22 protein-coding genes and 1 pseudogene are annotated in these 23747 nt (G+C 39.5%); 8 read left to right on the top strand and 15 right to left on the bottom strand.

Translation table 11 applies throughout. From position 1 onward, the window contains the following. Window positions 1-48 precede the first annotated feature (48 nt). A complete protein-coding gene (locus DSM106972_RS35785; protein WP_127085152.1) occupies window positions 49-351 on the bottom strand; it encodes a type II toxin-antitoxin system RelE family toxin in 303 nt (100 codons plus the stop codon). A 10-nt stretch (window positions 352-361) separates the two neighbouring features. After that, window positions 362-601, bottom strand: a complete 240-nt coding sequence (locus tag DSM106972_RS35790) for a hypothetical protein (RefSeq protein ID WP_127085153.1) — start codon at window positions 599-601, stop codon at window positions 362-364. Between the two features lie 443 nt (window positions 602-1044). Here DSM106972_RS35790 and DSM106972_RS35795 point away from each other — a divergent pair. Further along, a pseudogene (locus tag DSM106972_RS35795) lies at window positions 1045-1993 on the top strand (glutathione S-transferase family protein). A gap of 80 nt (window positions 1994-2073) precedes the next feature. On the opposite strand, the gene DSM106972_RS35800 reads toward DSM106972_RS35795, so the two are convergent. From DSM106972_RS35800 to DSM106972_RS35825, 6 genes are all read right to left on the bottom strand, one after another. Beyond that, window positions 2074-3708, bottom strand: a complete 1635-nt coding sequence (locus DSM106972_RS35800) for an autotransporter outer membrane beta-barrel domain-containing protein (protein ID WP_127085154.1) — start codon at window positions 3706-3708, stop codon at window positions 2074-2076. A gap of 87 nt (window positions 3709-3795) precedes the next feature. Beyond that, entirely contained in the window at window positions 3796-4038 is a 243-nt protein-coding gene (locus DSM106972_RS35805; RefSeq protein WP_127085155.1) for a hypothetical protein, read from the bottom strand. A gap of 41 nt (window positions 4039-4079) precedes the next feature. After that, entirely contained in the window at window positions 4080-5672 is a 1593-nt protein-coding gene (locus DSM106972_RS35810; protein WP_127085156.1) for an FAD-dependent oxidoreductase, read from the bottom strand. Between the two features lie 94 nt (window positions 5673-5766). Beyond that, window positions 5767-6282, bottom strand: coding sequence for a hypothetical protein (locus DSM106972_RS35815; RefSeq protein WP_127085157.1), 516 nt, complete (start codon window positions 6280-6282; stop codon window positions 5767-5769). A gap of 75 nt (window positions 6283-6357) precedes the next feature. Then, window positions 6358-6795, bottom strand: a complete 438-nt coding sequence (locus tag DSM106972_RS35820) for a hypothetical protein (protein WP_127085158.1) — start codon at window positions 6793-6795, stop codon at window positions 6358-6360. A 42-nt stretch (window positions 6796-6837) separates the two neighbouring features. Then, window positions 6838-7698 (bottom strand): DUF2382 domain-containing protein, encoded by an 861-nt coding sequence (locus DSM106972_RS35825; protein ID WP_127085159.1) that lies wholly within the window; start codon window positions 7696-7698, stop codon window positions 6838-6840. A 710-nt stretch (window positions 7699-8408) separates the two neighbouring features. Here DSM106972_RS35825 and DSM106972_RS35835 point away from each other — a divergent pair. Continuing rightward, window positions 8409-8798 carry a CAAD domain-containing protein gene (locus tag DSM106972_RS35835; RefSeq protein WP_127085160.1) on the top strand — a complete coding sequence of 130 codons (390 nt, stop codon included), beginning with the start codon at window positions 8409-8411 and terminating at the stop codon, window positions 8796-8798. Window positions 8799-8839: 41 nt separating this feature from the next. Here the strand turns inward: DSM106972_RS35835 and DSM106972_RS35840 are convergent, their stop codons facing one another. Next, window positions 8840-9433 (bottom strand): aquaporin, encoded by a 594-nt coding sequence (locus tag DSM106972_RS35840; protein ID WP_127085161.1) that lies wholly within the window; start codon window positions 9431-9433, stop codon window positions 8840-8842. 144 nt (window positions 9434-9577) lie between these two features. Continuing rightward, window positions 9578-10375 (bottom strand): endonuclease/exonuclease/phosphatase family protein, encoded by a 798-nt coding sequence (locus DSM106972_RS35845; RefSeq protein ID WP_127085162.1) that lies wholly within the window; start codon window positions 10373-10375, stop codon window positions 9578-9580. A gap of 657 nt (window positions 10376-11032) precedes the next feature. On the opposite strand from DSM106972_RS35845, the gene DSM106972_RS35850 reads away from it, so the two are divergent. Continuing rightward, window positions 11033-12148 (top strand): Vgb family protein, encoded by a 1116-nt coding sequence (locus tag DSM106972_RS35850; RefSeq protein ID WP_186538832.1) that lies wholly within the window; start codon window positions 11033-11035, stop codon window positions 12146-12148. Window positions 12149-12350: 202 nt separating this feature from the next. Continuing rightward, entirely contained in the window at window positions 12351-13079 is a 729-nt protein-coding gene (locus tag DSM106972_RS35855; RefSeq protein ID WP_201800830.1) for an alpha/beta hydrolase, read from the top strand. A 233-nt stretch (window positions 13080-13312) separates the two neighbouring features. Here the strand turns inward: DSM106972_RS35855 and DSM106972_RS35860 are convergent, their stop codons facing one another. Together DSM106972_RS35860 and DSM106972_RS35870 are read right to left on the bottom strand one after the other, a co-directional pair. Further along, window positions 13313-13849 (bottom strand): hypothetical protein, encoded by a 537-nt coding sequence (locus DSM106972_RS35860; protein ID WP_127085163.1) that lies wholly within the window; start codon window positions 13847-13849, stop codon window positions 13313-13315. 320 nt (window positions 13850-14169) lie between these two features. Continuing rightward, window positions 14170-16371: an NHLP family bacteriocin export ABC transporter peptidase/permease/ATPase subunit gene (locus tag DSM106972_RS35870; RefSeq protein ID WP_127085165.1), complete on the bottom strand. Its 2202-nt coding sequence runs from the start codon at window positions 16369-16371 to the stop codon at window positions 14170-14172. A gap of 516 nt (window positions 16372-16887) precedes the next feature. On the opposite strand from DSM106972_RS35870, the gene DSM106972_RS35875 reads away from it, so the two are divergent. Together DSM106972_RS35875 and nadC are read left to right on the top strand one after the other, a co-directional pair. Continuing rightward, window positions 16888-17655: an LEVG family PEP-CTERM protein gene (locus tag DSM106972_RS35875; protein WP_127085166.1), complete on the top strand. Its 768-nt coding sequence runs from the start codon at window positions 16888-16890 to the stop codon at window positions 17653-17655. A 318-nt stretch (window positions 17656-17973) separates the two neighbouring features. Continuing rightward, window positions 17974-18837 carry a carboxylating nicotinate-nucleotide diphosphorylase gene (gene nadC, locus DSM106972_RS35880; protein ID WP_019495499.1) on the top strand — a complete coding sequence of 288 codons (864 nt, stop codon included), beginning with the start codon at window positions 17974-17976 and terminating at the stop codon, window positions 18835-18837. Between the two features lie 27 nt (window positions 18838-18864). Here the strand turns inward: nadC and DSM106972_RS35885 are convergent, their stop codons facing one another. Then, window positions 18865-19557, bottom strand: coding sequence for an exonuclease/endonuclease/phosphatase family protein (locus DSM106972_RS35885; protein ID WP_127085167.1), 693 nt, complete (start codon window positions 19555-19557; stop codon window positions 18865-18867). Window positions 19558-19656: 99 nt separating this feature from the next. On the opposite strand from DSM106972_RS35885, the gene DSM106972_RS35890 reads away from it, so the two are divergent. Next, window positions 19657-20043 (top strand): nuclear transport factor 2 family protein, encoded by a 387-nt coding sequence (locus DSM106972_RS35890; protein ID WP_127085168.1) that lies wholly within the window; start codon window positions 19657-19659, stop codon window positions 20041-20043. A 287-nt stretch (window positions 20044-20330) separates the two neighbouring features. Here DSM106972_RS35890 and DSM106972_RS35895 read toward each other — a convergent pair whose 3' ends face one another. Then, window positions 20331-20567: a hypothetical protein gene (locus DSM106972_RS35895; RefSeq protein WP_127085169.1), complete on the bottom strand. Its 237-nt coding sequence runs from the start codon at window positions 20565-20567 to the stop codon at window positions 20331-20333. 328 nt (window positions 20568-20895) lie between these two features. Next, the gene (locus DSM106972_RS35900; protein WP_127085170.1) at window positions 20896-21687 is read right to left on the bottom strand and encodes a Uma2 family endonuclease; all 792 of its coding nucleotides are present in this window, start codon (window positions 21685-21687) and stop codon (window positions 20896-20898) included. 223 nt (window positions 21688-21910) lie between these two features. On the opposite strand from DSM106972_RS35900, the gene argS reads away from it, so the two are divergent. Further along, window positions 21911-23668, top strand: a complete 1758-nt coding sequence (argS, locus tag DSM106972_RS35905) for an arginine--tRNA ligase (protein WP_127085171.1) — start codon at window positions 21911-21913, stop codon at window positions 23666-23668. Window positions 23669-23747 lie beyond the last annotated feature (79 nt).

Raw genomic sequence — 23747 nt, forward strand, 5'->3', positions numbered from 1 at the left:
TTCAATAGTATAAAACAATGACACGGATTTCATTAACCAAATAATAAATTATTCCAAATTTGCTAGTAAATCTGAAATATCCTCATAGTCATAAGGAGGACGTTTTCTTATCGCTAAAACAGCTACTTGCTGAAACTCTTCGTCAATTGCATAAATTACTCGCCACATACTAAGACGAATCCGCCTAATTTCCCAATCAGTATCGACTTCTTCCAAATCTAATTCAATGCTATTGTAAGGACGTGGTTCTTTTGCCAAAGAATCAATCAAACTCTTCATTCTTTGCCGAATATTCCCTGGCAGTGCTTTTCGCTCATCATAAACGGTAGCTTGCAACCTAACACGATACATCAGCTAAACCTTAATCCTCGTCCCATTGTTCTTTAACTGCATCCCAATCAAGCCACTCTTCACTAGCAGAACCAGAGCGCAGTTGCTTCAACTGGGGGATAGCAGCTTTAACAATTGCTGCATCTTCTTGCTTCTCTACCCAATCAAGCAAAGTTTCCCAAGATGCCATACTTAGCTGTACAGCTACCCGTTGACCATGTGCATCTACCAAAAAATTAGCAGATTTTAAAGCTTTCAAAACATCTGTCATTAGTTTAGCGTATAGAGACTTTATCTTATTCTAAAACTTTTTTCTCTTGTACTCGCGGCTTAACTTGCTTGCCAAGTGTATGAAAGTAACAAAAAATTACATTCGCACTTAGGGACTTCCAATTAAATAAATACCCAAAATTGTCTTGTGGGGTGGGCGTCCCCGCCCGCCCGCGTCTGGAACGGGCGAGGACGCCCATTCTACAATATGGAGATGGAGAATTAAATTTTTGGAAGTCCATTAACAACAGTCCGAGTAGTGCGAGTTGGCATTTACACTTAAGGCGCCATGCTTACGCGATATTACTATAAGCTTTAACTGTAGCTATTAGGACGGCGCCTTAACTATGATGTACCATTCTCTACAACAGTTCTACTTGCATATTTACTGTACCTTAACCATGAAGGTAAAATAATTACATCTGGAACACCCAGGAGAGAATTATGGCATCAGGAATAATGGTTGCAGGTAAGTGGATAACCGATGGTAACGAGCGCACTCAAAACGGTGAGTTCCATGAGATACCAACAACATTTCGCCATTACATAACCGCAGATGGTTCTAGTGGGTTTAAAGCAGAAGCAGGACGCTATCACCTTTACGTTGCCGCTTCTTGTCCGAATGGCACATCGCACTTTAATTATGCATGAAATTAAAGGACTGCATGATGCTATCTCAGTTTCTATTGTCGATCCGATTATGAGCGATAAAGGCTGGATGTTTTCTCAAGCACCAGGAACCATTCCTGACTCAGTAAATAACGCTCAATATTTGCAAGAAATCTATCTCAAAGCTAATTCCAAGTATACGGGACGAGTCACTGTTCCGGTATTGTGGGATAAACAAACTCAAACCATCGTTAACAATGAATCTCGCGAAATTATGCGGATGTTTGATATCGAGTTTGCTTCCTTAGCAACGCAGAAAATAGACTTATACCCACAGGACTTGCAACGGCAGGTTGATGAAACTATAGATGCAATTTATACACCAATTAATGCTGGGGTATATCGCGCGGGATTTGCGACTTCGCAAGTAGCTTACGAAGAAGCAGTGACAGAACTTTTCGAGAGTTTAGATAAATGGGAAATTATTCTTAGCAAGCAGCGTTATTTATGCGGTAATTCCCTTACAGAAGCCGATATTTGCATGTTCGCAACATTGTATCGTTTTGACACAGTATACTACGGTCACTTTAAATGCAATTTGCGACGAATTCTCGATTATCCCAACCTCTGGAAGTATTTAAAAGACCTATATCAACTTCCTGAGTTTAAAGCCACCTGTAATCTCGACCATATCAAACGTGGCTATTATATGAGTATGACCGATATTAACCCCAATCGAATTGTACCTAAAGGACCTATCGTTGATTTTGATATTAAAAAATAAGGTTAGTCTCCTGGCAAATAGAAAGATAAATGAGTTTTATAGACATTATGTATGTTGGGTTGCGCGTAAGCAAAGCCAACCTACGAACATGTGGGAGTTACTGGACGTGTGGAGGGTGTAAAGTTAGGCGCCATTGCTACAAGTTCTATATTGCCATCTAGACTTTTAATCCAACCTTGTGCTTCTAATATAGGAGGTTGTGATGATTGTACATTTGATACCTTAGCTGTGCCATTTCCTTCTAATGTAGCAATAGAACTAAGCTTAGTTGTACCTGGCATTAGTTCAAGAGGACTTGGTGGTAAGCTACCACGTCCAGTAACTGTAAATTCTCCTAAAGGTTTGTCACCTGGGTTTCTAGGACAAATTTGAGCGACCCGTCTTGTTGCGTCTACGACTTCTTCGGGTAGTTCAATAATTGCTTGTGTGGGGTCTATATCTGGTTGAGCAATATTAATTTGTCCTTGTACTCCTAGTAGGGGACTTGCTGTGATGTCACTTTGCGATATTGGAAAAATAGCTGGTTTGATGCCAAATAATCCTTGAGTTCTAATATCTATATTTCCACCTCGTCCTTCAAATGCATTGGCGCGAATATCACTGTCTTCTTTAGCAACTGCTACAATTGCATTTGTATTAATTCTAATATTACCTCCTTGGGCACGGTTATTTGCACTAGCATTAATTTGGCTACCGTTCCGCAATAGTAATATATCTAAGTCACGCAAGTTAATTTCGGCGCCAGTTTGCTGATTCTCTAATCCTGTTTCTGCTGTTAATCTGCCTCTATTAAGTCTAATAAAGTTGGCATTAATATCTAGTGTACCTGCTCTACCTTCAGGACTGCTAACACTGACACGAGAATCCTCGGTAACGTTCAAGGTTTTTGTCTTCATTACTAAATTACCTGCATTGCCTCTATTTGTTGCTTCCACTGATAATTCACTTTGCCCTCTCAAATTTACTGTGGTCGCGTTAACACCTAAATTACCTGCTGTTCCATTGGGTTGAGTTGCACGCGCGGTAATCAAACTATTATTATTTAATAAAAGTGTTTGTATATTTAACGCAATATCACCACCGTTTGCTTGTGAGTCAGTCGAAGCTGTTATTTGTGCGTTATCTAAAACTTGTAATTGTGGTGTAGTGACAAATAAATTTCCAGCAGTCCCAGTACCAGTAGTGCGAGTTGATAGCTGACTACTGTTAATATTATATATAGATGTACCGATAACCTCGACTGCTTGCGATGAATTTACTGTTAAGGCGCCACCTCTCCCTGAACTTTGCACAACTTCTGTTGATACAATTCCACCATCACGAATACTCAAACGTGGTGTATTGATATTAAGATTACCTGCATTTCCTGAACTTTCGGCGCGCGCTGTCAATAAGCTGGGTGCAAAAATACTATTTGCTGACACTCCAACAACTTCTACAAATTCAGACGCATTGATATTTAAATTACCTCCTTTTCCACTCTTAAGGATTTTTTTCTGCGGAGGATTGAGTACACCAACTTGGTATGCAGTATTTTTTTTGTAAAGTTTTGCTCCACCAAACTTAGAGATAAAAGCAATATAGGATGGTGGTAATAATGAACAAAAATCAGGTGATATAGTTTTCTTTATATCTAGTTTTCCTTTCTCTGTTTCTACAACATGAAATTTAAGGGTTTGAATTTCATTAATCTCTTTCTCTAACCATTCGTACATTGTTCTATCGCCTCCTTACCTGATATTGGTTAACTAACAAATAACACAAAAAAACGGTATGGGTTCGCCTTTAATCAAAAATAATGTTCACTCATTGGTAGTCTTTCTTCTTTTACCAAACCTTTGTTGGTCTGTTTCTCCCGTAACGGGGTCTGGAATCATGTGTTCAGTATTGGGGTCGCCAAATGCTGGTTCGACAAACATCGGATCACCACCATCAGCTAAAGGTCTTGGATGGGATGCCCGTGCAAATTTACCAGTGACAGGGTCGATAGGCCAAGGTTCTCCATTTCTTTGTTCCCATCGTCTTTGTGTTTTTGTGGTTAACATAATTACATACCACTGCACAGGCGCCTTGGCCCGTGCTACAACTATCCAGCTTGTCCAATTAAATCGAAATTACCTTGACGTAAAGTGTCAGGGTGTGGCATTTTATTTAAGCGCATTAATTCGGTAATAGCTGCGGTTTCGGTGTCGCGTTTGCTACTGGCTGCTGCTAACACTTGATTGTCTTTTACATAGAAAACAATAAATTCACGTTTTTGTAAATCTCCATCAACAATAATTTCGTCCCATTCTTTAGCATGTCCTACATAGCGCAAAGGGAAATCAAACTGCATTGTCCAAAATACGGGAACGGTTTGAAATCTTACTGATTTACCTAACATGTTGTGTGCGGCAATTCTTCCTTGCTGTGCGGCAATTCTCCAGTGTTCAACGCGCGTATCTTTACCTGTACGCCTATCTGGGAACCGTGCGATATCTCCTGCTGCATACAAATCTTCAATACCTTCAGCAGTACATAAAAGGTGTTCATTAACAGGTATGCTTTTATCTTGATTTAAATCTATACCTTCGAGAAAGTCAGTAGCTGGTTGTACACCAATACCCACAACTAGCATATCAGTGGGTATTCGCTCTTGGTTGTCTAATATTACTGCTTCAACTGTATCATTACCTTCAACACGAGTTACTTTTCTGCCAGTTTTAAAAGTTACACCGTTATCTTCATGTACTTGCTTAAATATTTGTCCTATTTCTTCACCTAAGATTTTCTTAAATGGTATCGAATCAGGTGATATGACTGTTACTTTTACACCACGTTGCGTTAAGCTCGAAGCTGCTTCCATTCCAATAAAGCTTGAACCAATTACAACTGCATGACTTGCTCTTGATGCTGCTGTTAATATACTTTCTGTGTCGGTAGCGCTACGTAAAGTAAATATATTTTTTAAATCGGCGCCATCCACATCTAACTGACGCGCTTTACCACCTGTAGCTACAAGTAAAGCATCATAATTAAGACTTTCCCCATCAGCAAATGTTACAGTTTTAGCTTTTGCATCGACATGTACTACTTGTTTATTTAATAAAACTTTAATATTATGTTCTTGATAAAACTCAGGCGCCCTCAGAGGTAATTGCTCTTTATTAACCTTACCAGTAAAATAATCTTTACTCAAGCAGGTACGGTCATAAGGTATTTGGTCTTCTTGCGTAACCATAACAACACGCCCTTGAAAACCTTCTACTCTCAATGTTTCTGCTGCATGGGCGCCTGCTGCTCCTGCTCCTAATATTATAAATGTACGTTTATCTATTTCAGAATTATACTCAGCCATTGCTCTAGTTCTAGTTTGTGAGCATGATTGAGGTATAGTAACAATTACATCTTCATTTTCTACATGCACAGAATAACAAGGTAAAGAATCTAACCCTGGTGGTTCTTGTTGGTCGCCTGTGTCTATTTGAAAATAAGCGTTGTGCCAAGGACAAATAATGTGATTTCCACTTAAAATACCATCTGCCAATGGTGCTTGATAATGCGTACAATAGGCGCCGATAGCATAATATTCTCCATTTGAACGCACTAGTAGTATATCAGTTTCGTTTACAGTTACTTGTCGCTTTTCTCCATCTTGTAAGTCATTTACCTTTGCGACTACTGCTTCGTTTTTCTGCATAACGTTTCGATATTGTTTAATTACATTTACACAACAAAATGTAGAGACGTGAAATTTCACGTCTCTACACACGACACATAGCATTAACTAATGATTAGTGTTTGCCAAACCACTTAGAAGCGATTGCTCCTAATGCGGCGCCTACCATAGGGTTGCTGAGGAACTTAAAGATTGCAGGTTGTTCTGCCATTACCTCACGGAAGAGGTCAGGATGATTGTGGTATGTAAACGATGCGAGTTTAGATACATCATCAGCAGTCATCCGGTTGGGGTTGTGAGTAGAAAGACCCAATTGCTTTTCTAGATGACGGTCGTCAAGTCCTCTTTCTTTAAGGTGCTTGAAGAATGAACGCGCTACATCGTCTCTTTCGTTTGGTTGAATCTTTTCAATTGCCTTCTTGAGTTCTGGCTCCATTTGGCTTGGAGGAACTTGGTTGTGGTCAATACGACCGAACAATTGGCGCCGTTCTTGGTGTGTTGAACGTTGTGCAAAATCGTCAAAGTTCTGATACTCTCTTGAAGGGTCTCTTGGAGCATCATCAAGAGATTCTGTATTTCCTTGTGCCAAATCATTCATGATTTGACGTTTGTATTGGTCGCTGCTAGACATTTATTTCTCCCTTCATTCAAATTTTATTTAAAGTCAACTAGCTTCTTGTTTTGTTTGAAGTCAATCAAAATCGTTTTATGAGTTGTACGCGATTTGATTTGACTGAGTATCGTACTTAGCTGTTAAAATCAGCTTTTTATCAGGTGCGTATACTAAAACCGTCAAGTCCTGATTTGGAAAGTTCTTGTGGAAACCTTGCACTAAAGATTTTGCCAATGGTCTTACTTCTGCTGGACGAACTTGAGGTGTAATTACAACACCTAATTTGTTGTTATCACGCACAAAAGCATCAGAGACGATTCCTTTTGCTGTTGATACTACCCAGTTGCCAAAGTCTTGACCTTGTGCAGTATTACCCAGTTCTAACTGTGAGTAATTATTGCTATATGTTGCACCTGGTAGCTGTGATGTTGGCTGTTTTGCTTGTACTGAGCTACATGCACTAGTAGTTGTTAGTAGTAGCACTAATGCAAATGCTGTTAAAATACGACGGAAATGCTGAATTATTTTCACGCTTTACCTCCTTGATATGTAAAGATTTTTTAACTTTTTTGATTAAATGCGGTCTTGTTTATTAACGACAGTTCTACCGTCGGTGTCTATATCCAATTCTTCACGACGAATTGTTTCAGTTGCTTCGACTGTTTCATGGTCTACAACTTTTCGGACACGAACTTCTTCTCGTACTACCGCTTCTTTACGAATGTCAGGAACTTCTTCGTAAATATCTACATGCGCTATTTCACCTTCACGGAATGCTGTTGCATCACCAGTAACTACTCTACCTGCATCTGCGGGGGTGACACGCTCAATAACTACTCGCTCTTTCTCAATTGGTACTGCTACACGTGCGGTTTCTGTTTCAACATGCTTACCAATTGCAACTTCACCAGCTTTACGACGCTGTTTGTTGGCTACTAAGCGCTCTTCATAAAGTCTAATAGTTGTATCATCCTGTACGCTGGTGTCGTATAAATCAGCGTCTTGGCTATAGTTATAAGTATTGCGGTCGTAAGTTGGGGTGGTACGTCCAACTCCACCCAGAGGCGCCGAGGCTTCGAGTGGTGTACGATATACTCCACGTACTCGCTCTTCGTAGTCGTAGTCTAGTACTGTATCATCCTTAAATTCAGGTAAATCTTCTGCTTGCTTTTTAGTTAACGCAGTATACACACGCTCTTCTATTGAATCAACTTGAGCGCGACCAAGTGGAAGTAATACTTTCTTACCAAAAATCCAAAAGCCTAAATCAACAAGTAGATAACGGAACTGTCCTTGGTCATCGACTAGGATATCACTGACTGTGCCAATTTTCTCATCACTGCTTCGGCTATAGACACCCATTCCTTTAATGTCTTTACCTTGAATAGTGTTATGGTAGTCTGTGTCGAAATCGCTAATTTTATGGAGTGCCATTAGTTATTTTCTCTAGGGTTATTTACTAACAATATTAAATATCTAAAACCCATGAGCCATCTTTCTAGAGAATGAAACGCCCTTATCTCCAGGTATAAAACACTCTTAATATTTATTAATATTTGCTCAATTTGATGCTTATATCAGCATGTAAGGTAATAATATTTCTCAAAATCTGGTTTTACAGATACCATTATAATGATTAACTATAAAATTGTGACTAGTTTCTAGCATTCTATGTCAATTATAGATAAGTCATTATAGGACTAAAGTACTAAGCAAATTATTAATAATTGTGACTATGTTCTAGCATTTAATGTATGTTACATAACATTGTATTCTAACTTTTGAGAGATACTGTTTCATTCAATTGATTGATGATAAGTTCGCTTAAATATGAGGAGATATAGTTAAATAAATTGAGAATATAACTAAATACTGAAGTTACTATGAAAAAGTAGTTCCGTTTCTTTTTAGCTGTTTTTTAATTATTGGTGCTGCTGTACTGATGTAACTACTAAAATAACCGACCGAGAAGCAACTGATGCAGCTAAAAATGATGCCCAAAGTCAAATCAGGCGCCAGCAGTTAAATGCCGATATTCGTGCGCGTGAAGAGATGAAAGTTACCGTAGCTAGTGCTAAGACTAAGGTGGTGAATAACCAACAGTAGAAAAAACTAGAACAAAAACTAGAACAAAGGAGTCAATTATGGAAACTCAAGAACAAACCAAACAACAAGAATATGCTACTAAGCTTCAAAACGAAGCAACTTCTCAATTCGATAGCCAAGTGCAACGCATTACTCAACAAGTTTCTAATTTTCTCGCAGAGCTACCAAGCAACGTTAATCGCTTCTATCAAGAGTACAAACTTCCTGTCCTTAGCTTTGTTGCACTTGTAGTTGGCATTGTAGTACTCCGTGTCGGCTTGGCAGTTATAGGCGCCATCAATGGCATTCCTTTAGTAAAACCAATTTTTGAGTTAATAGGAATGGGTTATACTGGTTGGTTTGTTTACCGCTACTTACTCAATAGTTCTGCTCGTAAGGAACTAGCAGAAAATATAGACTCGACTAAAAAGGAAGTCTTGGGTAACTAGGTTAGTACTGGGACGGGCAGGGATGCCCGTTCCACAAGAGTTTATATTGTTGTTTGTGGTCTGTGGACAAAGAGTCTGAATAGTACTGTAAACACAATACCACTTAGTACTGTAGCCCAAGTTGCTGGTGACAGCGTTTGATTCATGGCAATTGCAACTGCTGGATTTAATATTCCTTTACTAATTAATAATCCAGCAGTTAAGGCTGCACCTATAGCTATACCACTACCAGAAGAAGGAACATTCTTTTCATAAACTGCTAAAACTGTTAGCATCAAAATACCAAAACCAACAAATTCTGCCAAGCTGTTTGCAGCAAAATAATACGGCGCCAAAACACCGACTAAGTTACCCAACGAACGCGCTAACAACGCACCAAGGATTTGGGCTGCAATATATAATGTACCAGTACTAGCCGTAATACTTCGATTTACAAGTAGACCAATAGTGACGGCTGGGTTTAAATGGGCGCCTGAAATACTTCCAACTGCGTAAACAAATGCTGCAAGCGTTAAACCAACTGCGTAAGGTGTACCACCCAAAAGTGCAGCTAGTGTTAGGAAAAAGGTTCCTATAAATTCAGCAAAAGCAGCTTTAACGTTTGGTTTGAATAAGGCGCCTGTGGAGTTTCTCATGTTGCTATATTTTTAATATAGAAACCGGGTTTCTACGCATTCATTGTCGCAGACAAATCATCATTTTGGTTACAACATCTCAACAAAGAAACCCGGTTTCTAGTTGTTTTTACTATTTATATAGCTATTAAGTAATTATTATAGTTATAGAGTAACTTCAAGTTCGGCAGCTATGCCAAAATGGTCAGATGGATAAATTTGCTCGTTATCTGGCGCCGACTTGGTAAGTATCAATTCACAGTTATGAACTTGTAAACGCTGGTTAATAAATATATAGTCTAGCGTTCCGCGCCACGGTTCAATTTTACGATGTACTAATATATTCACTACACGGCGCCCGATTTTACGGGTTAAACTTCTATTCGGTTTGCTTAAAGGTGTAGGACAAGTGTATTCAGGTTCGTGACCGTGATGTGCTGCATAAGCTGAAATAAAATGTTCACGTATAAATTCTATTTCTGGTGTGTCGGGTGTTGCATTAAAATCTCCGACGGCAATTATAGGCAGTAAAGGTAACTCACTTAACCAATCTACAAGTAACTTAAACTGTTCCATTCGTGCAGGAGTAGCACCAGGTTGCCAGTAATAATGTCCATTACAAAATATCAATGGTTGATTATTTATATAAACAAGTACATACTGAGCTAGGCGCCCTTGACTTTGTAAATCAAGCTGTTGCTGCAAAACAAACGGATAGCGACTCAGTATACCAATTCCATATTCAGGCCCATTTTTATATGGTGGTGCTTGAAAAGGAACTAAGTACATATAAGGCATATTTAGTTGCTGTGCTAACCAATCACCTGTTTGTTCTTGAATATTAATTTCTTGTAATGCGATTAAATCTGCATTTATTAGTTTAAGCTCATCAACGAGAAGTTTACTTCGCTTCTCCCAACACTCCATGTCAAACAAAATATTGACGGTAACAACTTTAACCATAAAATAATTCTACAAGGATAATTTGAATGATTTTCATGCTATTTTTGCATCCAAACGCTGTACAACGAATTCAAGCGAATCTGGGGTAGAAATTGTAAAGCTATCTAATGGTAGTATTTTTATGTTTTCTTAAGGTTCTTTATGAAACAATAATTTAGTGAATGTTCTACACATAGATTTCCCAAAATTTCTACCGAGCGAACATTTTACAGGCGCCTTTCTCACTACACTACCCAGATAGCTGTATTTATGTTTCAACAACACAGATTGAACTTAAACTGTAATAGTTAAGATTTGTATGTAATCCGTGAGTAGACAAATATACACAGATATCCAGCAGTTAGCTAGTTGATTGATGTACATTCTGCTTTGTTTTTAAAAGTACAAAGAAGGATATGGCGCCTTATATGAATAAATCGTAGAGATTGGCGCCTGAATCTGTTCGCATATACTTGTAGTTATATTTGCGTATTGATTATCACTATTAATACAGAGTTAGGCTAGCTGCTTGTGGATGTGTAATGAACAATAACAATTTGAGTGGCGCCACACGTAAAATCAAGATTCAGTGAATTTAGCAGGATTTAAATGACTTTACCTCTAAAAGTCATTATAGTATTTCTACTTAATTAATGCGTCACCCATACAACATCTATCATGAATAGCAAAATTCTGCTCCAAGCTACATTAACTGCAACTACGTTGACTTTAGGTATTGGATTAGAAACTGCGAATGCAGCTCTACTAATCGGAAATACAAGAGGTGACAATGTAGTATTATTCGATGAAGAAAGCGGTAACTTTTTGGGTGAGTTTATTACACCGGGTAGCGGAGGGTTGAAGGCACCGGATAGTTTGTTATTTGGTCCAGATGGTAACTTTTATGTGTCGAGTGGAGACGCTAAGGAAAATTCTGCGATTCTTCGATACGACGGAACAACTGGAAAATTCATTGATACTTTTGCAAGTGGTGGTGGGTTGATTCGCCCTTATGGTAAGGCATTTAGTCCTGACGGTAATCTTTATGTGAGTAGTTTTCTAACAGACCAAATTTTACGCTACGACGGTAAAACAGGCGCCTTTATTGATGTGTTCGTACAAGGTAATGGTAAAGCTGGGGGATTAAATGGTCCTAACGGTTTATTATTTGATTCTGATGGAAATCTCTACGTTACAACTCAAGGTAGCGTGGCAGTAGATGGAAAACCAGATTTTAGCTTTGGTTTACCTTCTCAAGTATTACGCTTTGATGTCGCGACAAAAACATCTTCCGTATTTGTAGACCAACCAGCACCATCACCTGACAGTTTTGGTTTTGTTAGTTTTTTAGGGTTAGCTTTTGGTGCTGGTGATGATTTGTTTGTGAGCGATTTTGCAAATGATATTAGACGTTACGACTCGAAAACAGGAGCTTTAATTGATACTTTATCTACTAACTACACTGATAGCGTACCTTCTAGTAACTTCATTGGTAGTTTAACGTTAAATAATAATAATATCCTTTACAGTGTTGGGTTTGATAATACAGCGAACAGTAGAAACCTTGGCGCCATTCTACGTTATGATGCGCTACTTGGTAAACCATTACCATCGCAAGGTAACAGCGGTTCGGTGTTTGTGCCAACTAACGATAAACTTTTACGCCCAATTGGAATTATTTATACTGATAGGAAAGTTATTCCTGTACCCGAACCATCTTTAACGCTTAGTTTACTTGCTTTATTGTCTTTTTGTGCAATAAGGATATTGAACAAGAAAACTAAAAGTGTTTAACAGTCGTTGGCGCCTCTTAACTTTAATTATAAGAATATGAGTTCAGGATGCAATGAGCAATGAAAAACGGCACCACTGTTATTACAGCGATTACAGCAGTTCATCGCTTTAATCGGCTATGTTTTGCAAACAAGGTCTGGACAGTAAGCCAAATCTGGGGTTAGATCAAGATGCCTCCCCACTTGCTCTTGGGGGAAATTAGTTGAATGGAAACACGAAAATGGTGGAGATACTGTTTGTGCATGGCGCACTCGTCCGCGACGGCGCTTGGTGGTGGCGGCGGGTTGCCGAGCAAATTCATGAGCAGACTGGTGTTGTGAGCCGCGCGGTCGAGTTGCCATCCTGCGGAGAGTTAGCTCCACCCGGTACCGCCGGCTTGCTTGAAGATGCCCAGGCGCTTGCAAGGGCGCTCGACGATGTGGACTCTGCCATCGTTGTCGGGCACTCCTACGGCGGCACGGTCATCGCGGAAGGCGCCGACCACCCAGCCGCTCGTCATCTGGTCTACATAACCTCGTACCTGCCAGACATCGGGCAGTCGCAAGCCGACATCATGAGCGGCGAACAAGACCCGGTTTCTTTTGCGCCGAACGACGATGGCACGGTTCGCCTTGCCGGCTACACCGCCTCCTCGCTCGGCGACCGCTTCTGGCAGGACTTGACAGACGAACAAACTCAAGCCGGGGCGTGGGAGCGCCTGACCGCGCAGTCTGTACGCGCCTTCGGGACTAAGACGACCAAGGCGGCATGGCAGGGCAGACCCTCGACGTACCTCGTTTGCACAGAAGACCGCAGCACCTCAGAAGCCCTACAACGCTTCCATGCCGCCAGGGCGAAGCGCTCAATCGACCTGCATACTGGTCACCACCCGTTCCTATCCCGACCCGACCTTGTTAGCAAACATCTCATTGAAGTACTTGGCACCGACTGAAGGCTTTTACTACTTATTTATTAGAGCGCGCCAATTTAACGAGAACAATCGATTGGCGCCTGTTTTTTTGTTGGTGTAGTTAGAACTCTGTAGTTGGCAAACTTTTTGTAGTTATTCAGGGCGCCGAAATCATATTTAGTGCAAAATAACTACAAGAAAAGTGCAACTGTATCTCGGAACAGTATTCCGATTCCTTCATAGGTATCTTACCTGATATTTACCTTTAACAATATTCAAGGCGAAAAAGGTTGATTTTCATTCTTGTCTGGAAGAATACTGGGTATCGCCATGAAAATTAGCATTATTATATTAGCCACCCAGAACAACATAACTAGCCATAACAAACCTAGCTCAGGTTGACTATAAGAAGTTAAGTGCAATCCTTCCCAAACTTGCCACAAGCGAAAAATTGTGTAAATAGTTCCAATAACAACAACAACACTTTTGACAAGCCAACGGCTAAAACTAACTTCACAGACCAATTGAACTACAACCACTACAATATAGCTGACCAGAAATTGGCGAACGATAGAATTCGACCATGAAGTTATTAACAGTACAAGTGGAACAATTACTCCAATAACTAAAGCGATTTTCACCCAAACCCGTATAAATCGTAATTGTCCCTCAGTGTATGCCATCATTGTTTTGAGCGGTAAACTCCCGGTTTTTACCAACCAACCTATCAAGATGCTGCTGAGTGTGGCGCCTGTCAGAAACGATGCAATAGTCAAAGTGTTATTGGCAATTGGAGTTGTAATGATGTTCATAAATACCTTCACAGAATGCTGTAAGGACAACAGGCGCCTTCTTGAATATTCATGGCACCATTAAAGTGCCATTATACATAGGCAAAACACCTGTAGTTATAGAGTACTTAACAACGATGTCACTAATCGAACACTTAGAAGACGGTGATTGGCGCGGCGCCCTTCGTAGAAGGTTTGAGGGAGCAATTCGTTTATTACAAACAGACCGATTTGGTAGGTGTTCTAGCGCCGCCCTGATATCTAAACGGGCAAGGATGCCCATTCCACAATACAGGATAATTAAATTTTTGGAAGTCTCTTATTGTGTAAAGATATTAGTGCTATTCTAATGTTCCACCTTCACTTTTAACCAGTTCTAAATAATACCCCTCAACTTTACTCAAATCATCATGGGTTCCTCGCTGCACAACTTTACCGCAATGCAACACTATAATCTCATCACAGTCGCGAATTGTACTCAAACGGTGGGCGACTATTAAACAGGTACAACCTCGTAGACGTAAATTTTGGTCAATAATCTTTTCGGTTTCTGTATCTAACGCACTTGTGGCTTCATCCATTAATAATATAGATGGATTATTAACTAGTGCGCGAGCTATCTCTAACCTTTGTCGCTGTCCTCCACTAAGGTTCGTGGCGCCTTCTAGTAAATCTGCATTATATCCACCCGGTAAAGACTGAACAATATCGTGTACCGCAGCATCACGACAAGCTTGTACTAAATTACTATCAGGAATGGTACTATCCCACAAAGTTAAGTTATCGCGTACACTACCACCGAATAACATAATCTCTTGCTCAATCGTAGCAATCGAATTTGCCAAAACTTGAGGCTGTATCTTGTTTTTTGGCTTACCATCTAGATAAATTTCACCCGACCAAGGTTGATATAACCCAGCTACAAGTTTGGCAATGGTAGATTTTCCAGAACCGCTACCACCTACTAAAGCTACACGTTGTCCAGGTTTGAGTGAAAGACTAAAATTTTCAATCAAAGCAGGCGCCGTTTTGCTATAACCAAAGGTAATATTACGGAGTTCAAGATATCCCTCTAGTTTAGGATTATCGAGAATAAGTGACTTTCTTTCCCCGTTACCCCTTTCCCTCTTTTCCTCTGTCGCATTTCCTAAAACATCATCGAGTCGATTTAAATTACCTTCAAGTTCTTGTAAATCTCCCCCCAAACTGACCAACTGGTTAACAGGTTGCATAAACTGTTGCATCAATGCTTGAAATGCTACAAGTTGCCCAATACTGAGGGCGCCATTCATAACTCGCAAACCACCCACACATAACAGTAACATTGAAGCAATACCAGTTAAAAACGCAGGTAAAGTTCCTAACCCTTGGTTGAGACTGTCCATATCTTGCTGGACGTTGATAGATTTAGCATAATATCCAGCCCAACGGTTGAAAAAGTCAGATTCTAAACCCGAAGCTTTTAGGGTTTCCATACTTTGTAACCCTGCTATTGCTACCCCACTCACTTTGCCCTGTTCCTGCATCAACCGTACATTTGTATCGACTCTTAATGTTGCCACCCATTGTAAAGCAACAAGGTTCACAACAACAAATGCAACACCTATCAGTGTTAACACGCGGTCATATTGCCACATCACAACACCATAAAAAATCACCATCACAGCAGAAATTACGGTTGTAGCAAGCTTCCCCGAAAGCAAACTCGCGAGACGGTCGTTAAGTTGAATACGACTACTAATTTCTCCAGCAAACCGCTGGTCATAAAAACTTACAGGTAAATGCAGCAGATGCCAAATAAACTTACTCGACATACTCATCGCGAGTTTAATCTTCAGTCGTCGTAATAGCTGTAACTGTAACCTTGTCAATAAACCACTAATTAAAGCAGTAAACAGCATCCCGAATATTAAAGGACGTATCCATTCTTCGCGGTTATTAATTAACACTTGGTCTACAAAAAACTGTGAAAACGTCGGCATTGCCAAACCAGGTAATACAACAAAAAACCCAGCTAGCACACAATATAGCAATGGTACAAAACTACCCTGCACCCGTGAGTACAACGCCAAAAATAAACTTGGCTTATGACCCCCCTTCTTAAATACCTGGCTTTTTTCAAATACCAATACAACCCCAGTAAAAGCCGCACTAAACTCTTCTACTGAAACAGCACGGCGCCCAGTTGCGGGGTCATTGAGAAAAACTTGCTTTTTACTAAAACCTTCGACAACTAAAAAGTGATTAAAATTCCAAAACACTATATAAGGACAAGCTACCTGTCGTAACCCTTCTAAATTAATTTTGAAACCCTTCGCCTGTAAATCATAACTTTTAGCCGCATTAATAATATTAGAAGCCTTACTACCATCACGAGATATGCCACAAGCAGTACGCAACTCAGCAAGCGGCACAATTCGCCCATAATATCCCAATATCATCCCCAAAGAAGCGGCGCCACATTCTACCGCTTCCATCTGTAACAACGTTGGAGTACGGCGAATAGGCTGGTATTTTGACTTTAACTGCGGAATTTTCAACATAAGCCTTACTGAACCACTATCTATAGGTATTTCTAGGCGCCTTCAACTAATGCACTTCTTGTGGAACAGGCATCCTGCCTGTTAAATACTCCTCTCTGTCCCTAATAAGGTAAATAATAATACCACCTGCGTATACTATACATAGCAGTAAATACCCATGCGCGACTCAACCACTTTGAAAAGTGTCACATTTACAAGCTTTTTCAAGAATGATATGTTGAAAACAACCAAGTAATATTAATTACTCTTCATCAATAAAGTAACTTGCTTTAAAAAATTTAAATATCCAGTGTTAAAAATTTTTCTTTTGTCAGTAAAAATATATACTAGTCTATTTACTTTTGTAACCTTATATATTTATATACTGTTATCAAATGACACATGTGAATTATGTAATTTTCCAAATATTGTTACTAATATCAAATTGATATAAACCTTATAGAAAAAGGATGACGATTGCACGTAGGCGGAAATAACATAGCAAATATCAACCAGAGAAAACACGTACATACAACTATGCAAAAAGCTATGTTACTCGCAAAAATCTTCGCTGCAACAACTCTTGGCTTAAGTGTTCTTACTTTTGCTTCTACAGCAAATGCAACTTCCTTAGTACCTAATAGAGAAGGTGAAATTCAAACAACAAATCTTGGTTGTCTTAATGCTACTCAGTGTATTGATACTACTGCTGCTGCTGCGAATGGATTACCTTTTGGTTATACAGTAACCAGCTTAAAATACGATTTTGATAACAAGGGTCCTAAATTTGTTGAAAGCCGCATATATGTTGATGACCGCAGCACTAAAAACGATTACGGTTTCGGTATTATTTTTAATAAACAAGATGCAGGCACAAACCCAAATCTAAATCAACTCTGGATTCGTCCCTCAGCAATGCTTGGTTTAACAAGCACTTTTGAAAAGGGTCAATTAGAAGTTGGTAGATTCAAGTTTGATTTTCTTGGTAAAAATATTGGTTCCGTGACCTTTGATTTGTTTGACGTCGAAGACAAAGGTACAACCATTTTGGAAGTTAATGGTAAGGCAACTACAATTAATGCTGTTGCTGGCGCCGATAGCAACAGACAGACAATCACTATCCACGATGTTAGCTCGTTTGTAATTCAACTTGGCAATCATGACAGTAAATTATTTCCTAAAACTGGCGATGGTGTATCAATGCGTGTAAGTGTTCCTGAACCTGGCACTGTCATTAGCTTAGGCGCCCTAGCTGTTGCTGGTATAATCTCTGCACGTCAACGTAAAAAAGTAAATATGGGTTAATTATCGTAACCAACCATATATTAACTACATAAAGCTTAATTTTAAAGTGCATCAAAAGTTTTAGATTTTTCCTTCTAGTTTACACATGCGTTGAGTAGATCAAGTTACTAATGGTAAAAGTTATTACTTGTATCTACTCAATTTCTCTGTATACGCCTATCCCGAATAATCATTCTGAAAAAAAAGTATATTTCATCGTTACGCGAGTAGAATGTTCCTTAGTGCTTTATTTGATGGCTGTGATTTAAACTGCCTTTCGCACAAATGACTGAGTATTTTTCGGCTATATTTCAGTTCCCTTACCCTCACACTCTGACAATGATGAATTCAACTGCTGCGTTACCTCCTTTTATCGTCCTCGATAAAATGCTATCTACCTGGCTACTAGAAGATATTGGTAGAGGTGACCGCACTACTCAAAGTTTATTTTTAGCGGATACAGTCGAAGGACAAGCTGAGTGGATAGTTAAAGCCACAGGAGTAATTGCTGGTTTACCAATAGCAGCAAGGGTGTTTCATTTGTTGAATGAGAGAGTTAGTTTTGTACCCTTTGCGGTCGAAGGTCAATACTGTGAGCGAGGTTTAATAGTCGCGCGAATGCATGGTTCGATGGATGCTCTATTAACAGGAGAACGAGTCGCGTTAAATTTAGTCATGCGCTTAAGTGGTATCGCGACATTAACCAGACAATATGTAGAAAAAATTATCGATTTACCTGTTAGGTTAGTAGATACACGCAAAACAACCCCTGGATTACGCATATTAGAGAAATACGCTACACAAATAGGTGGCGCCATTAATCACCGTATGGGTTTGGATGATGCTGTAATGCTCAAAGATAATCATATCGCTGCCGCAGGTGGTATCGGCGCCGCCATTAAAAAAGTGCGTTCTCAAATTCCCTATCCCCTCAACATCGAAATCGAAACCGAATCGTTAGACCAAGTAAAAGAAGCATTGCTACATGGCGCCGATATTATCATGCTCGATAACATGCCCATCGAAATGATGAAAAAAGCAGTACAAATGATACGCCAACAAGATAGTCGCGTCAAAATCGAAGCTTCCGGTAATATTACATTAGAAACAATTCGTAGCGTCGCAGAAACAGGAATAGATTATATATCCACTAGCGCCCCAATTACACAATCAAAATGGCTAGACCTAAGTATGAAAATGTAGGTGCTTGTATCTTGCCTGTTCTATTCATCATATTTCCAAACGTGCCACTACAGGTAAATGGTCAGAACCACCACCTTCAGCAACCCATGCTTTTAACGCTTTAAGTTCTTTCGTATACCAGATAAAATCAATTCTTCCAAGACCAAAAAACTGACCGCGTACCGTATGTCCAAACCCCCATCCGACTTTACGAAAGCTGTCTTTCATAACTTCTTGTGTACGTGCGTAGGCTTGCGATGTATCAACATAATTACAATCGCACAGCATAATTGTAGGTAGGCGCCGTTGTTGTATTAAACTGCGTAGATAAGTAACCTCGTTTGCACGGCGAGTATACCATTCGTGTGCGAACTTAATGAACTCATTACTAAACAGCATATTAAAACTGATCACAGTTATTTCTGCTTGAACAGTTTCATCTGCTCCCCTAGGCAACTGAGGTAAAAACAACGAACCGTAAAACGCAATAAAAACACCAAGCGGAAAGCCTAGTCCAAAAAGTAGCCTCCATTGGTGCCATAATAATGCAAACGGTAGTAACAATAACAATGGAACAAAAATATATAGTACAAAAATATAAATAATTGCTAACCACCACAAGCTGTCAAAGAACACTAATCGTAATAAAATCCATACAGCGAACAGAATTACATATCCCCAGCTAATTCGGGACACTAAAGTTGAAAATTTCAAGTTAGGTTTTTTTGGTGATGGAATCATGTCCTAAATTGATTAAACAAACTTTAGAAATGTTCCGTTTATTCCCTCTATACTGTATAGTTTTGATGAAAAAATCTGGTTTTATAAAGGAAGTATAAAATGTCTCCAGAGCAAATTAAAAGCATTATTGCCTCGTATTATACCAACCTAGCCGCAATGAACACAGAAGGAGTACTTACAAACTTCGCTCTTGATGCAATTAGTCACGACCCGGTAGGAGAACCACCAGCAAAAGTGTATGAAGGATTTGGAGAATTTATTGGTAGACTAAAAACAGTATTTGATAACTTAGCTACAACCACAGAATCAATATTTATAGCAGGAAACTCAGCAGCAGTTAAATGGAAAACAATTGGCGCCAGTAAAACAGGTAAAACGATCACATTTGAAGGAATCACAATTTTTGAAATCAACGACAACGGTAAAATCCAAACAACGCGCGCATATTGGAGTCCAGCCGAAATGATAGCCCAATTACGCGGATAAATACCGTAGGGGCGCCCCTAACCAACCATCCTCACTATAAAACCAAAATTTACCTAAACCTGCCCCAATGCCCCAACGCCCAACGCCCCAACGCATTGCCAATATTTATAATATAAACATACCGCAACCGCCGAAAATGAAGAGTTGGCATTAAAATGTGAACCACGGTTCACATTTATATAGGACAAAAGTTCTGTATAACTATTTATGAGCATGGCGCCATTCGCACTTGATTCTATTTTACACGTAATTGCAAGACGAAGTTAGGCACCTCTACATCGAAATTTTTACTTAACCATAGTAATTTTAAATGGACGGCAATGAAGCTCAGGTGTACTACCTTTCACGTCCTTGCACTCTAAAAGACTTGTTTGGTCGTTATATGACTCCTGCACTATCAAAACACGACCATCAGGTGTAGTTGCTATGTATTCAATTTGATTACTACATCCAGTCATTAACAGCATTGTAACTAGCGCAAACGAAGCAAACAATATTTTGATAAAGCCTTGGCGTAGAATCATGTTAATCCTTTTGCATAACTTAGCTGATACAAATAAAATCAACAAGCTCTGATACAAGTATTCCAGAAATACATTAATCAAAATTCTATAATTTTTTTGGTACGTGGCGCTTATCCAAACAAATAAAAAATTGGTAGCTAGTAAGTGTAAATCTGTAATGTGTGATATGTTACAAATCTGAACTAATACTTACTAGTTTACCAATAATTATCTAAACCACCAGAATGTTTCCATTTATTGCCGTATCACAACTAAAGCTTATCGAAGCCTAGCTCTAATCGGCATTACCCATTGAGGGTACTTTTATACAAACTGTGATAAACGGAAATTACGCGGGTAAATTATCAGGGTCAATACCTTGAGATTTTAAATAGTCAGCTAACCGTTCTTTTTGCAAACGTTCCTGTTCAGCACGCTGACTTTCTTGTTCGGCACGCTGACGTTCTTGTTCGGCACGCTGACGTTCTTGTTCCACAAGTTCTGTACCCCAAGGTAACAAATTACCTGCTTCATCCCACCATCGTAGCCAATACCCTGTTCTACCTTGTTTTGTTCCTTGCCATGTTCCCAAAAACAAACCCATCGAAGCAACCCAATTACGACCATTTTCATCAGGTTGTTTTAACTCGTAGCGTCCATTTTCTAGTTCATGGAACTCTACTAAACCGCCATCTGGGTCAAAAATGACGTAAACAGGAACCTTCAAAACTTGCTCGTAAAAAAACCATTTTCCTGGTGGGTGAGATCTTTTGAAAGAATATTCTCCACCGTCTTTATCTGATAAAAATTCCATTACAACCGCAGGAACATCCCCTTCTAAGTTAGGTGTATAACTTTTACGGTCTGGTAAAATTTGCGAAACAGAAGGTACATAAAGCCAATCAGGTGCTTTAATTACGAATTGCCCGTTAAAGGTTGCACAAAGACCAAAATTGAAGGCAATCAACATGTAGGGTTGGATAAAACCCATAAATTCTAAAATTTCACTTAAAGCTCCAGCCAAAAGCGGCTGATTTATATTATCCACTGGCTCATCCTCTAACTGGAAATCATCGGGCAACGCTTCCCAAGTGATTACCAGTTCTCTTGACGCTGTAGCTTCACTGACCTGGGGCACCATAGACACTGCCTTGTTTTAACGTGTTTTCATTTTACTACTTATGTACTATTTTAAGAATTTCTACCAATATTCTGCTATAATAGTAATTATTTGTTGTAACGCATGTATTTTATGAAGTGGCGACGAAGACGATAAAAAAATAGAAACAGGCACCGCAAGCATTTTTCATCAACTTGCTGCCAGAGGTACAATACGTCTGAATTAGAAATTTTCATACTTACACATGAACGTTACACAAGAACAACTAAAATTAAAAGTAGAACAGGCAACTGTTGCGGCTTTCGGCGCCGAGTTAGCAGGAACTGACGTAATGTTAGTATCCACAAATAATCCGAAATTTGGTGATTATCAAGCAAACTTAGCTTTACCATTAGCCAAAAAGTTAAAACAGCAACCGCGCGCTGTAGCTCAGGCAATTGTAGATAAACTTGATGTATCAGATATTTGTGAGGCGCCAGAAATAGCCGGGCCAGGGTTTATTAACTTACGCTTAAAAACAGAATATCTCGAAGCGCAACTCAGTGCAATACAAGCAGACGAACGGTTAGGTGTACCAATATCACAACATCCCAAGCGAGAAATAGTAGACTTTTCGAGTCCCAATATTGCCAAAGAAATGCACGTTGGACACTTGCGGTCTACAATTATTGGGGACAGTATTGCTCGGATTTTAGAATTTAAAGGACATGATGTACTGCGGTTAAACCATGTTGGTGACTGGGGTACGCAGTTTGGCATGTTAATTACTTACCTACGGGAAGTTTACCCCGAAGCATTAACCACTGCAAACGCATTAGATATTGGTGACTTAGTAGACTTTTATAAAAAAGCCAAAGCACGGTTTGACGCAGACGAAAAATTCCAAGAAATCGCGCGCTCTGAAGTTGTACGATTACAAGCAGGCGCCGAAGATACCACTCATGCTTGGAAGCTATTATGCGAACAGTCACGCAAAGAATTCCAAATAATATATGACTTGCTTGATATTAACTTGACCGAACGTGGCGAATCTTTTTATAACCCTTACTTAAAGGCAGTTGTAGAAGATTTAGAAAAAGCAGGTTTATTAGAAGAATCTGATGGCGCCAAAGTAGTATTCTTAGAAGGATTTACTAATAAAGAAGGTAAACCATTACCGTTAATTGTCCAAAAAACTGACGGTGGATATAACTACGCTACTACAGATTTAGCAGCACTACGGCAACGGATACAAAAAGAAGGCGCCAAACGATTAATATATGTTACCGATGCTGGACAAGCAAACCACTTTGCAGGAGTGTTTCAAGTAGCACGTCGGGCAGAGTGGATACCCGATGACGTAGAAATCGTACATGTCCCATTTGGCTTAGTATTAGGAGAAGACGGCAAGAAATTTAAAACCCGTTCAGGTGATACAGTACGGTTGCGGGATTTACTAGACGAAGCAGTAACTCGGTCGCGCAATGATTTAGAAACACGGTTAAAAGAATCTGGAAACAACGAAACAGAAGAATTTATCGCTAACACTTCCAAAGTAGTTGGTATCAGTGCCGTTAAATATGCAGACTTAAGCCAAAACCGAACCACGGACTATAAATTTAGCTTTGATAGAATGCTCTCGCTCAAAGGTAATACGGCGCCGTATATGTTGTATGCTTACGCACGGGTAAAGAGTATTGGGCGTGAAGGTAATATTGATTTTAGTAAATTCGGTGCAGATGCAAAAATTCTGTTACGCGAAGAAAGTGAATTTACTCTAGCCAAACACATACTACAGCTAGGCGAGGTAATTAATACTGTTGAGCAAGAATTATTACCTAACCGTTTGTGTGAATACTTGTATGATTTGAGCGATAAATATAACAAGTTCTACGAAAACTGTCCCGTTCTCAAATCAGAAGAACCAGTGCGGACATCACGGTTAGCGCTGTGTGACTTAACCGCGCGTACTCTAAAACTTGGTTTATCCCTACTAGGTATTCAAGTTCTAGAACGTATGTAAAAACAAACATGTTAACTCATCTGTGGAATGGGCATCCTTGCCCGTTCTTAATTTGGGGTGTAAGCGCAAATGCATATGT

Source organism: Dulcicalothrix desertica PCC 7102 (assembly GCF_003991905.1).
In the GTDB taxonomy this organism is placed as follows: Bacteria; Cyanobacteriota; Cyanobacteriia; order Cyanobacteriales; family Nostocaceae; genus Dulcicalothrix; species Dulcicalothrix desertica.

Excerpts from the sequence above, each read along its gene's own strand:
- DSM106972_RS35790 (WP_127085153.1), bottom strand. The coding sequence starts at position 601 with ATGACAGATGTTTTGAAAGCTTTAAAATCTGCTAATTTTTTGGTAGAT.
- DSM106972_RS35785 (WP_127085152.1), bottom strand. The coding sequence starts at position 351 with ATGTATCGTGTTAGGTTGCAAGCTACCGTTTATGATGAGCGAAAAGCA.
- DSM106972_RS35900 (WP_127085170.1), bottom strand. The coding sequence starts at position 21,687 with ATGGTGCCCCAGGTCAGTGAAGCTACAGCGTCAAGAGAACTGGTAATC.
- DSM106972_RS35835 (WP_127085160.1), top strand. The coding sequence starts at position 8,409 with ATGGAAACTCAAGAACAAACCAAACAACAAGAATATGCTACTAAGCTT.
- DSM106972_RS35845 (WP_127085162.1), bottom strand. The coding sequence starts at position 10,375 with ATGGTTAAAGTTGTTACCGTCAATATTTTGTTTGACATGGAGTGTTGG.
- DSM106972_RS35875 (WP_127085166.1), top strand. The coding sequence starts at position 16,888 with ATGCAAAAAGCTATGTTACTCGCAAAAATCTTCGCTGCAACAACTCTT.
- DSM106972_RS35860 (WP_127085163.1), bottom strand. The coding sequence starts at position 13,849 with ATGAACATCATTACAACTCCAATTGCCAATAACACTTTGACTATTGCA.
- DSM106972_RS35825 (WP_127085159.1), bottom strand. The coding sequence starts at position 7,698 with ATGGCACTCCATAAAATTAGCGATTTCGACACAGACTACCATAACACT.
- DSM106972_RS35890 (WP_127085168.1), top strand. The coding sequence starts at position 19,657 with ATGTCTCCAGAGCAAATTAAAAGCATTATTGCCTCGTATTATACCAAC.
- argS (WP_127085171.1), top strand. The coding sequence starts at position 21,911 with ATGAACGTTACACAAGAACAACTAAAATTAAAAGTAGAACAGGCAACT.
- nadC (WP_019495499.1), top strand. The coding sequence starts at position 17,974 with ATGATGAATTCAACTGCTGCGTTACCTCCTTTTATCGTCCTCGATAAA.
- DSM106972_RS35840 (WP_127085161.1), bottom strand. The coding sequence starts at position 9,433 with ATGAGAAACTCCACAGGCGCCTTATTCAAACCAAACGTTAAAGCTGCT.
- DSM106972_RS35870 (WP_127085165.1), bottom strand. The coding sequence starts at position 16,371 with ATGTTGAAAATTCCGCAGTTAAAGTCAAAATACCAGCCTATTCGCCGT.
- DSM106972_RS35815 (WP_127085157.1), bottom strand. The coding sequence starts at position 6,282 with ATGTCTAGCAGCGACCAATACAAACGTCAAATCATGAATGATTTGGCA.
- DSM106972_RS35810 (WP_127085156.1), bottom strand. The coding sequence starts at position 5,672 with ATGCAGAAAAACGAAGCAGTAGTCGCAAAGGTAAATGACTTACAAGAT.
- DSM106972_RS35885 (WP_127085167.1), bottom strand. The coding sequence starts at position 19,557 with ATGATTCCATCACCAAAAAAACCTAACTTGAAATTTTCAACTTTAGTG.
- DSM106972_RS35850 (WP_186538832.1), top strand. The coding sequence starts at position 11,033 with ATGAATAGCAAAATTCTGCTCCAAGCTACATTAACTGCAACTACGTTG.
- DSM106972_RS35800 (WP_127085154.1), bottom strand. The coding sequence starts at position 3,708 with ATGTACGAATGGTTAGAGAAAGAGATTAATGAAATTCAAACCCTTAAA.
- DSM106972_RS35805 (WP_127085155.1), bottom strand. The coding sequence starts at position 4,038 with ATGTTAACCACAAAAACACAAAGACGATGGGAACAAAGAAATGGAGAA.
- DSM106972_RS35895 (WP_127085169.1), bottom strand. The coding sequence starts at position 20,567 with ATGATTCTACGCCAAGGCTTTATCAAAATATTGTTTGCTTCGTTTGCG.